This window comes from Virgibacillus siamensis (assembly GCF_039522605.1).
Taxonomy (GTDB): domain Bacteria; phylum Bacillota; class Bacilli; order Bacillales; family Amphibacillaceae; genus Lentibacillus; species Lentibacillus siamensis.
Genome location: NZ_BAAADS010000015.1, coordinates 9,746 through 18,143 on the forward strand (window position 1 = coordinate 9,746; position 8,398 = coordinate 18,143).

The window sequence follows — 8,398 nt, forward strand, 5'->3', positions numbered from 1 at the left end:
TTTTTGTCGTATATAATATATGTGTTATTTACTTTAGCATCAATTCTGGCTCGCTCACCGGTCATCTTGGCCCATTTGTCTACCCAGCCGTATTTTCGTTTGGATTCATTGTTTTGCTGTTCTAACATAAGAATCACCGCCTTTATTTCATTATATCAGATTGCTGGTCTAATTATAATATTTGTTGCCTTTCAAATTGTTTTCTAGTATCGGAAAAAATTGTTAAACAATAGGGCGCTATCGCGGAAAAAAGAAAGCGCCTACTATTGCCTTTCTAAGGCAATATTGAGAATATTGTGTTGGTGACTTGAAAATAGAATGATTTACATAGGATATTAATATTATTTACATTTTGCTACGGGGGGGGTACTTATGAAAACCCACTATTATTTAGGTTGGTTTAGCAACTTTTTTCCAGAGAAACTAGGCAGGTTTTACAGGAGGATATAACTGATAAAAAATCGCTTGTTATGATTAGCTCGAATCCATCTTTTTATGAAGATGATGGTGCTACTGAACGCTCATTGCTTGATCATGCCGGCATTATGTTTGATGAATATCATTTAATCAATTATCGCGTACAGAAGGAAGATGCCCAAACGTTAATTCAAAATGCTTCAGTCGTTTTCTTGTTGGGTGGAAGTATTCTTAAACTAAATGGTTTTTTGATGGAATATGAATTGTCGGATTCGATTAAAAAAAGCAGAGCCGTTGTGATGGGAGCAAGTGCTGGCGCAATCAATATGTCCGCTAAATGGTTATGCTCGAAGAACTTTGGAGATGAAATAAGTTCTGTTTACGAGGGAATCGGTATTGACGATTTTTCTGTCCTGTCTCATTTTGATCTTGAAAATAACATGGCGCTAGTTCAAAGCGAACTGTCTCCCTTATCGGAAGAAATGAATATTTATGCGTCGAACAAAGATTGCGCTGTACGTACAAAGGGAGACAAAATCGACATTATTGGCAATGTATATTTAATTTCCCACTCAAAGATTCATAAATTGGATGAGACGCTCTAGTTGTGGTGAATGGTTATAGCTTAATTGATTTAATTTCTTTATACAAAGCTTCTATTTAGTGAAGGAGAACTATGCAAAATAGGATTGTTTCTTCGTTATCTAGAAAGCATAGGTGTGCAGAACGGTCTTCAGTAATAGGGCGCCATTCCGGAACATTTGGTGCCCTAACTGAATATAAGGGCTATTTAGTGAAGTAAATTATGTTAAAATTGAATCAATTAAAAAGTGAAGAAGGGAGGATTCTAATTTAGCAATCCACTTCCCGAATATATTGCGATTATTGTATAAACAGTTATTGTAGCAACGATTGGGGTGTTAAAAAACAAATGAGTATAAGCTTACCCATTTTCCTGATTATAGTAGGGTGTACAATTGTAACTTTTATTCCGAGGATAATTCCATTTACCGTTGTACGAAATATGAAACTTAATGTTGTAACGAAATGGCTTTCATTTATTCCTATTTGTATTTTTACAGCCCTTATCATTAGTAGTTTTATTATTGAAGATGGATCTTTGCTAACTATTAACTGGAGTATCATTTTTGTCATAATACCCACACTTATCATAGCTTTATGGACTAAAAGTTTATCTGTTACGGTAATAGTCGGAATATAATGTATGGCTTCTATAAGGCAGATTTTCTGATATAAAAGATAATAAAACGGTGTCGTTGCACAAGCAACGTAATGATAGCTAACCAAGAAAAAACAGCTCTCGAATGATATAATTAGAAGTGAATTTATTAAAAAACATGAAAGGGTGGATGTATCATGGCCAAACATAAGATCTACACGATGAGTGTCGCAAGTGTTTATCCCCACTATGTTACGAAAGCGGAGAAAAAAGGACGAACGAAAACAGAAGTTGATGACATCATCCGTTGGTTGACGGGATACAGCCAGGAAGAGCTGGATGCGCAATTGGAAAAACAGACGGACTTTGAGACCTTCTTTGCGGAGGCACCGCAACTGAACCCTTCACGGAATTTGATCAAAGGTGTAGTCTGCGGCGTGCGGGTGGAAGATATTGAAGAATCCACTATGCAGGAAATTCGTTATTTGGACAAGCTGATCGATGAGTTGGCAAAAGGGAAAGCGATGGAGAAGATTTTGCGGAAATAAAAAAAGTATACCGAATATAATTATGTTTTCCAACGTATTCTTGGAGTAACTAAAAACAGCTGTCTGAAGAAAAACCAGGCTTAGGTACGAGAATACATTTTTAAGACGATTGCCGACCCAGCCCGGCATTTATACGTTGTCATCAGGAAGCTTAAGCGCATATCGATTGTTTTCTTTACTGATATGAACAGCAGTAGCGGAAAACTGTGACATTTTATCTGACGTAAGCTGGTTCTCTGTCATTCCCTCTGAGAAAACGTTCCCCTCTTTAAGCAGCAGTGTGTGTGAAAAAACAGGCAGTATTTCATCAATATGATGGGTGACATAAATGAGCGTTGTTCTGTTGTGTGCTGCCATTTGCTCAATCGTTTTCAGCAGCTGTTCTTTTGAAAGAAAATCCAAACCGGCGCAGGGCTCATCTAGGATTAGAATTTTGGGTGAGGCCATGAATGCTCTTCCGATTAATATTCGCTGCTTTTCCCCTTGCGACATATTTCGACAGGGTTGGTTACGCAACTTTTGAACCCCAACTTGATCCATTATTTTTGATGCCTTTTCCACATCCGCATCTGTTGGTGTGTCGTATAATCCAATGGAGGCAAATTTGCCGCTCAATACAATTTGGAGACCGGTAGATTCATCATGATACTTCATTTTTTCCAATAAAGAATTACTGACCCAGCCGATTTCCTTTCTTAAGTCCTGCAGCGGATATTTTCCAAATTCTTTTCCAAGTACTTTCATGGTTCCTTTCGTTGGAAAAAGATATCCGCATACCAGATTCAGCAGTGTCGTCTTGCCGGCACCGTTTAGTCCAAGAATTGCCCAATGCTGTCCATCTTCCACTTTCCAGTTTAGATGCTGAATAATTCGTTTTTGGTTCTGAATAAGACTTACATCATTCATTTCAATTAGCATTTATTGTACTCCTTTCATTGGTAAGGGTCACCCGTGAATATCCCGTTTTGTGTAACCCAGGAATCCCGCGATTGTTATGATACTGGCACTTCCAATCATTACAAAAATATGCATGATATCCATATCTCCTGCAGGAAGTTCCGGAACAAATTCAAATACGGACAGATGGTTCACCAAATCCGGAAGATCAAGTATATCTCCAAGATAAATGATAATAAATCCATACACGAGATAAAGCCAAACGAGTCCACTTATTTTTGGAATGAAGCCAATCAGAAAAACCGTCATTCCCAGCAGACACCAGATGGCTGCGAGGTAAACAAAGGAAGACTTCATAGTATTACTGAAATCCAGCGGCTGATCCATTACAGCCGTACTTGCAGACCATAAACCGATGCCGATCAATCCTTGCATCATGATGCTCACGAAGACAGCCAATAGTAAGTAACTTCCCAAAAGCCGTCTTCGCGAAACGGCACGGCTATAGAAGTTTTCCACCCGCTCTTTCGTTTCTTCCTTTTTAATTGCCATGAGAGTCATGACCGGGGGAACAGCACTGATTAATGACATGATGGCAACTAGAATGGCAATAAACTGCTGCGTTATATTGGAGTTGTTGTTGAGAAGCTGCTCCATGAACGGGACATCGGCAAAATATGTCTCCAGATCATCTAAAATATAACCGAATGACATACTGAAAATGAATAAAATAACCATCCAGGAAACAATGTTAACCCGCTGCTGGTTCCATGCAAAGCCAAAAGTTGTTTTCAGTAAAGCCGATGCATGTTTCCGGCCTGGTTTTTGCGGGATGAATCCTGCACCAAGGTCACGGATTGCATTCAAATAAAAGGCTGCCAGGGAAAAGACAATTGCGGTAAGCAATGAAACCCATACCGGCCACCAGTCATTACTGATAAATACGTTCGTTCTTACAGTCCAGCTCAATGGGGAAAACAATGATAGCGTATGATTGCTGACATCACCAACAGCACGAACAAGATATGCTGCAATTAAAATGGCGAACGAAAACATCATTGTGCCTCTTGATGTCTCAGTGAGTTGAGCCATGAACGCTGTAACAGCTGCGAAAACCAGTCCAGTCCCACCAAGAACAGCGCCATATAATAATGAACTTTCCAGGTCCGTTCCTTCGACATTTGTTATATAAAGCCCTGTCCCGAGTACGGCTGCCAGTAAAAGGTTCACCGTAACGGCAACAATCATTGCAGCGGTTAAATACGTCAGGCGCCCCACAGGCAGTGATCGAACGTATTCTAAAAGCCCATCTTCCTCATCTGCCCGGGTACTTCTCCCAATCAGCAATATATTCATAACCGCAATAATGACTGCTGTGAAAAGCAGCGTTTCCTGTGCAAACAGTGTGGTAATGGCTGACAAATATTCTATTGTTTCATACCCGGGACCCACCATGGCTTCCATTAACGGATTATTCATGGTCATGGCAAATGATTTTCTGGCCTGTTCATTGGGGTAAACTTCCGGATAGGACATCACGGTGGCCAAAATGATTACGGTAAATCCAGCCAGCCAAAGCAGGATTTTAAACCACTGCTGCCGGAAAAGAAGTTTGGTTATGTACCCGGTGCCTGTAAAGAAACCATTATGCATCATTTTTTCCCCCTCGTATAATTGGGAACGCATTTTTTCCTTCCTGTAATTGTATCATTGATTCAGCAGATTGTATTAATTGCTCGCATGTCATCAGGTTATTATTTGATAGTTTGAAAGAAAAAAACATTAATAGTATATTAATATGAAGTATGATGAAGGGAGATGTGAAATGGCAAGTAAAACAATGGGAAACGTGTTGAATATATTCTTGAAATTGTTTTGGGCAGCTTATTGATTTTGACGACATTTATCTATTTATTTTTAAGTGAAGAACTTTATTCTGCCATTGCAGCAATTGACACATCGCTTGCAACAATAAATTTGCATATATGGTTGGTAACAGTCATTTTATATTTAATCTGGAATTTCAAAGTGCATGTTGATTTGAGAAATACAGCAGCTGCCTAACCAGGTGTAGACGCTATTGCATTGCCATTGCCAAATTAAAGCTTGTTATACGGCACTCTCCCAAACCATTTATAGCGTCGGATTGAAACAAAATGGTATACAGGGTCACCAATCTTTTTGACGAACGGGAGATAGCATAATAATGCTAACGGAATGGTGGCTGGCAATAAGGATAGAATCTTCCGTATTGTATTAAATCCTGTCAGCACTTGTTTGTCTTTCGTATACATATAGATTTCGTCATACATATTTTTATAGCTGCTGACTCTATTTTTTACGGATTCATTTACTTCCTGGACAGGGTGCCAAAAAATGACGTCAAACCAGTCCAGTCTTTTTAGCACTGCCTTCACAGTGCGACATAAAGGGCACTCGGCGTCGAAAAAAACAATATGTTTATTCAAACATTTTTCCCCCTTTCGGATAATAGCATCCTTTCGCGAATCGGATTTAGCATGACAATTCCCTTATGATCGTAACATAAACTTAAAAAGACAGTAAAAGTTCAGTGGATATATAAAGGAGAGGTGACTAAGGTGACTAGGCATTTATTTGTTTTTGGAAGCGGGCCGCCTTTTACGTCTGGAATGGCGGAAAGGTTTTCTGGTATTGTCAGTGAAATGGAAGGGGTTGTTTCTGTTCTTTTTATCGAGCGGGAAGGAATGGATTGGCGGGAGTACATGCCAGTGTTTACACAACCATTAATGGATGCAGGGGTATGCAATTTCCGTTATTTGCCGCTGCTTTCTACACCTGTCATGGAAATCTGTGAATCTATTGAACAAAGTGCAGGGATTTTGATTGGCGGGGGCGATACGAATTTATACGCGGATTATATTGCCGATACCGAACTCGGCGGTGTGATGAAAGCGAGGTACGAAAAAGGCGTCCCTGTTGCGGGATTTTCCGCGGGTGCGCTGATTAGTCCGGAACAGTGTGTCATTTCCCCAAACGATAATACGGAAGGGATATTTCAATGTCGACAGGGACTCGGCCTGGTTCAGAATGTACTATTGGCAGTCCATTTCAGTCAGTGGAATGATGAAACACATTTAAGGAAAGCAGCAGGCACGTTTCCAGATTGGTTAAATTTTGGAATAGATGAAAAAACGGGTGTTTATTTTCGAAATGGAAAGTATATAAGTGCTGAGGGTAACGGCGTTTACAGTATAGACAAGGGATTACTGAAAAGAATCTATTAGGATGTGAGATGGTGATTGAAATAAGGGCTTTTGATGAAGATGACCTAATGCTTCACGAAATGGCCAAACTGAATTGTTCTGTTTTCAAAGGATCGAATTATTCATCTGCTGATCTTGCAGAAATGGTGCAAACAATCCGGAAGCACAGTACGTACCCGGGGTTTTTCGGGATTAAAGCATTGAATGATGATACAGAATTGATTGGTTTTGCTTACGGATATGAAAGTACGCCGGGGCAGTTTTACCGGGGAAAACTGGAAGAACAATTAACCACAGCACAAGTGGAATCCTGGCTAGCGGATTGTTTTGAGTTTGTAGAGTTGATTGTTGCTCCTTCTGCACGGAAAAGAGGTGTTGGTAGTGAGCTGCATGATGCGTTGATCGGACAAGCATCACATCGAACGTCGGTATTGACAACCGGAATCAATAATTCACCTGCTATCAGACTGTATACAAAGAAAGAATGGGAGGTAATCAAACACGATGCCCCTGTGCTATCAGATGATAATTTACAGCTGATTATGGTAAAAAAGTGCAGATAATCAATTATTAGGTATAACCTTCTGCCGTAATGGAAAAGAATGGTACGGAGGAGGGCGAAGTATGGGCTATAAAGGGTATAGAAAATCGAAACAACCAGTTTTCGATGAGTATTCCGATAACATTGACTATCTAAAAAAGCAATTAGGCGTCGGTGAAAGTTTTGATGTTCTTAACCTCGATTTGCACTATGCTGGTCGGGATATGGCCATGTTCTTAATCGACGGTTTTGCTAAAGATAAGATACTGAATTGGCTGATGACGTTGCTTGCGGATCTTGAACCGGAACAATTGGAACCGGAACCGCTTGTTAAATTAATTAAAACTTACCTTCCCTATATTGAAGTTTCCACGGAAGACGACTTAGACAAATCTGTGTTCTGGGTGTTAAGCGGAGCAACTGCATTTGTTGTGGATGGTATTGATAAAATTATTATTATTGATGCACGTACATACCCGGTCAGGAGCCCATCCGAACCTGATTTGGAGAGGGTGACAAGAGGTCCGCGTGACGGTTTTGTTGAAACGATTGTGTTTAATACCGCGCTGACAAGAAGACGTGTCCGGGATCCGTCACTTAGAATGGAGTATATGTCAATCGGAAGGCGATCACAAACGGATATTGTTGTATCGTATATTAAGGATATTGCCGATCCGGATACAGTAAAGCATTTGAAGAATTCATTGAAAGAGATTGATACGGACGGTCTGCCGATGGCCGAAAAAACACTGGAAGAATTTTTGGTGGGCCGCAGCTGGAACCCGTATCCAACGGTTCGCTATACAGAGCGTCCTGATACAGCTGCTGTTCATCTATATGAAGGTCATGTACTCGTAATGGTTGACGGTTCACCAAGTGTGATGATTACGCCGGCGACCTTCTGGCATCATCTTCAACACGCTGAAGAGTACAGGCAGCGCCCAATCGTAGGTGCCTATTTCAGATTTGTTCGTTTTTTTGCGGTTATGATGTCGATCTTTTTAACACCGCTTTGGTTTTTCTTTGCGCAAAACCAGGAGTTTCTTCCAGCGGCACTGTCGTTTATCGGACCGAAAGAATCGATTGCGGTTCCGTTAATCTTGCAACTTCTCCTTGTGGAACTTGGGATGGACATGCTGCGAATGGCCACGATTCATACGCCGACTGCGATGGCGACGGCGTTAGGCCTGGTAGCAGCGGTGATAATTGGACAAATTGCAGTTTCAGTCGGTTTATTTACAAATGAGGTTATATTGTATATTTCGTTTGTTGCGATTGGAACATTTGCGACACCATCGTATGAATTTGAATTGGCAAACCGATTGTTCAGGCTGTTGCTATTAGTGATTACGGCCATATTTGGTTTGTACGGATTCCTGATTGCAATCGTGCTGTGGGTACTTGCGCTTTCACGTTTGAATTCATTTAATGTTCCGTTCCTATGGCCGTTTATTCCGTTTTCATTCCGAGGCATGAGAGATGTTGTTCTCCGTGCCCCAATGCCTTTAAAAAACAGGCGTCCAACAGTACTGGATGTGGAAGACCCGGACAGCAAATAAATGGGACACGC

General features: G+C 40.6%; 8 protein-coding genes and 1 pseudogene. 6 read left to right on the forward strand and 3 right to left on the reverse strand.

What is annotated here, in order from left to right; genetic code table 11:
- The first annotated feature begins 372 nt into the window (after positions 1-372).
- The 3 genes and pseudogenes from ABD010_RS10320 (at position 373) to ABD010_RS10330 (ending at position 2,145) form a co-directional block, all read left to right on the forward strand.
- Positions 373-1,022: pseudogene (locus ABD010_RS10320) on the forward strand (Type 1 glutamine amidotransferase-like domain-containing protein).
- Positions 1,023-1,348: 326 nt separating this feature from the next.
- A complete protein-coding gene (locus ABD010_RS10325; RefSeq protein ID WP_343812702.1) occupies positions 1,349-1,639 on the forward strand; it encodes an AzlD domain-containing protein in 291 nt (96 codons plus the stop codon).
- A gap of 155 nt (positions 1,640-1,794) precedes the next feature.
- Positions 1,795-2,145: a DUF2200 domain-containing protein gene (locus ABD010_RS10330; protein ID WP_343812704.1), complete on the forward strand. Its 351-nt coding sequence runs from the start codon at positions 1,795-1,797 to the stop codon at positions 2,143-2,145.
- 129 nt (positions 2,146-2,274) lie between these two features.
- Here ABD010_RS10330 and ABD010_RS10335 read toward each other — a convergent pair whose 3' ends face one another.
- The 3 genes from ABD010_RS10335 to ABD010_RS10345 form a co-directional block, all read right to left on the reverse strand.
- A complete protein-coding gene (locus ABD010_RS10335; protein ID WP_343812706.1) occupies positions 2,275-3,063 on the reverse strand; it encodes an ABC transporter ATP-binding protein in 789 nt (262 codons plus the stop codon).
- 27 nt (positions 3,064-3,090) lie between these two features.
- Entirely contained in the window at positions 3,091-4,698 is a 1,608-nt protein-coding gene (locus ABD010_RS10340; RefSeq protein WP_343812708.1) for an ABC transporter permease, read from the reverse strand.
- 443 nt (positions 4,699-5,141) lie between these two features.
- The gene (locus ABD010_RS10345) at positions 5,142-5,510 is read right to left on the reverse strand and encodes a thiol-disulfide oxidoreductase DCC family protein (protein ID WP_343812710.1); all 369 of its coding nucleotides are present in this window, start codon (positions 5,508-5,510) and stop codon (positions 5,142-5,144) included.
- A gap of 132 nt (positions 5,511-5,642) precedes the next feature.
- Between ABD010_RS10345 and ABD010_RS10350 the strand changes: the two genes are divergently transcribed.
- The 3 genes from ABD010_RS10350 to ABD010_RS10360 all read left to right on the forward strand — a co-directional run bounded on the left by ABD010_RS10350 (position 5,643) and on the right by ABD010_RS10360 (position 8,387).
- Entirely contained in the window at positions 5,643-6,308 is a 666-nt protein-coding gene (locus ABD010_RS10350) for a Type 1 glutamine amidotransferase-like domain-containing protein (RefSeq protein ID WP_343812712.1), read from the forward strand.
- A gap of 8 nt (positions 6,309-6,316) precedes the next feature.
- Complete coding sequence (locus tag ABD010_RS10355) at positions 6,317-6,850, forward strand: GNAT family N-acetyltransferase (protein WP_343812714.1); 534 nt, start codon at positions 6,317-6,319, stop codon at positions 6,848-6,850.
- A gap of 61 nt (positions 6,851-6,911) precedes the next feature.
- A complete protein-coding gene (locus ABD010_RS10360) occupies positions 6,912-8,387 on the forward strand; it encodes a spore germination protein (protein WP_343812716.1) in 1,476 nt (491 codons plus the stop codon).
- Positions 8,388-8,398 lie beyond the last annotated feature (11 nt).

Bases quoted from the DNA above. Each gene is read 5' to 3' on its own strand.
- ABD010_RS10355 (WP_343812714.1), top strand. From the start codon at position 6,317: ATGGTGATTGAAATAAGGGCTTTTGATGAAGATGACCTAATGCTTCAC.
- ABD010_RS10360 (WP_343812716.1), top strand. From the start codon at position 6,912: ATGGGCTATAAAGGGTATAGAAAATCGAAACAACCAGTTTTCGATGAG.
- ABD010_RS10340 (WP_343812708.1), bottom strand. From the start codon at position 4,698: ATGATGCATAATGGTTTCTTTACAGGCACCGGGTACATAACCAAACTT.
- ABD010_RS10335 (WP_343812706.1), bottom strand. From the start codon at position 3,063: ATGCTAATTGAAATGAATGATGTAAGTCTTATTCAGAACCAAAAACGA.
- ABD010_RS10325 (WP_343812702.1), top strand. From the start codon at position 1,349: ATGAGTATAAGCTTACCCATTTTCCTGATTATAGTAGGGTGTACAATT.
- ABD010_RS10330 (WP_343812704.1), top strand. From the start codon at position 1,795: ATGGCCAAACATAAGATCTACACGATGAGTGTCGCAAGTGTTTATCCC.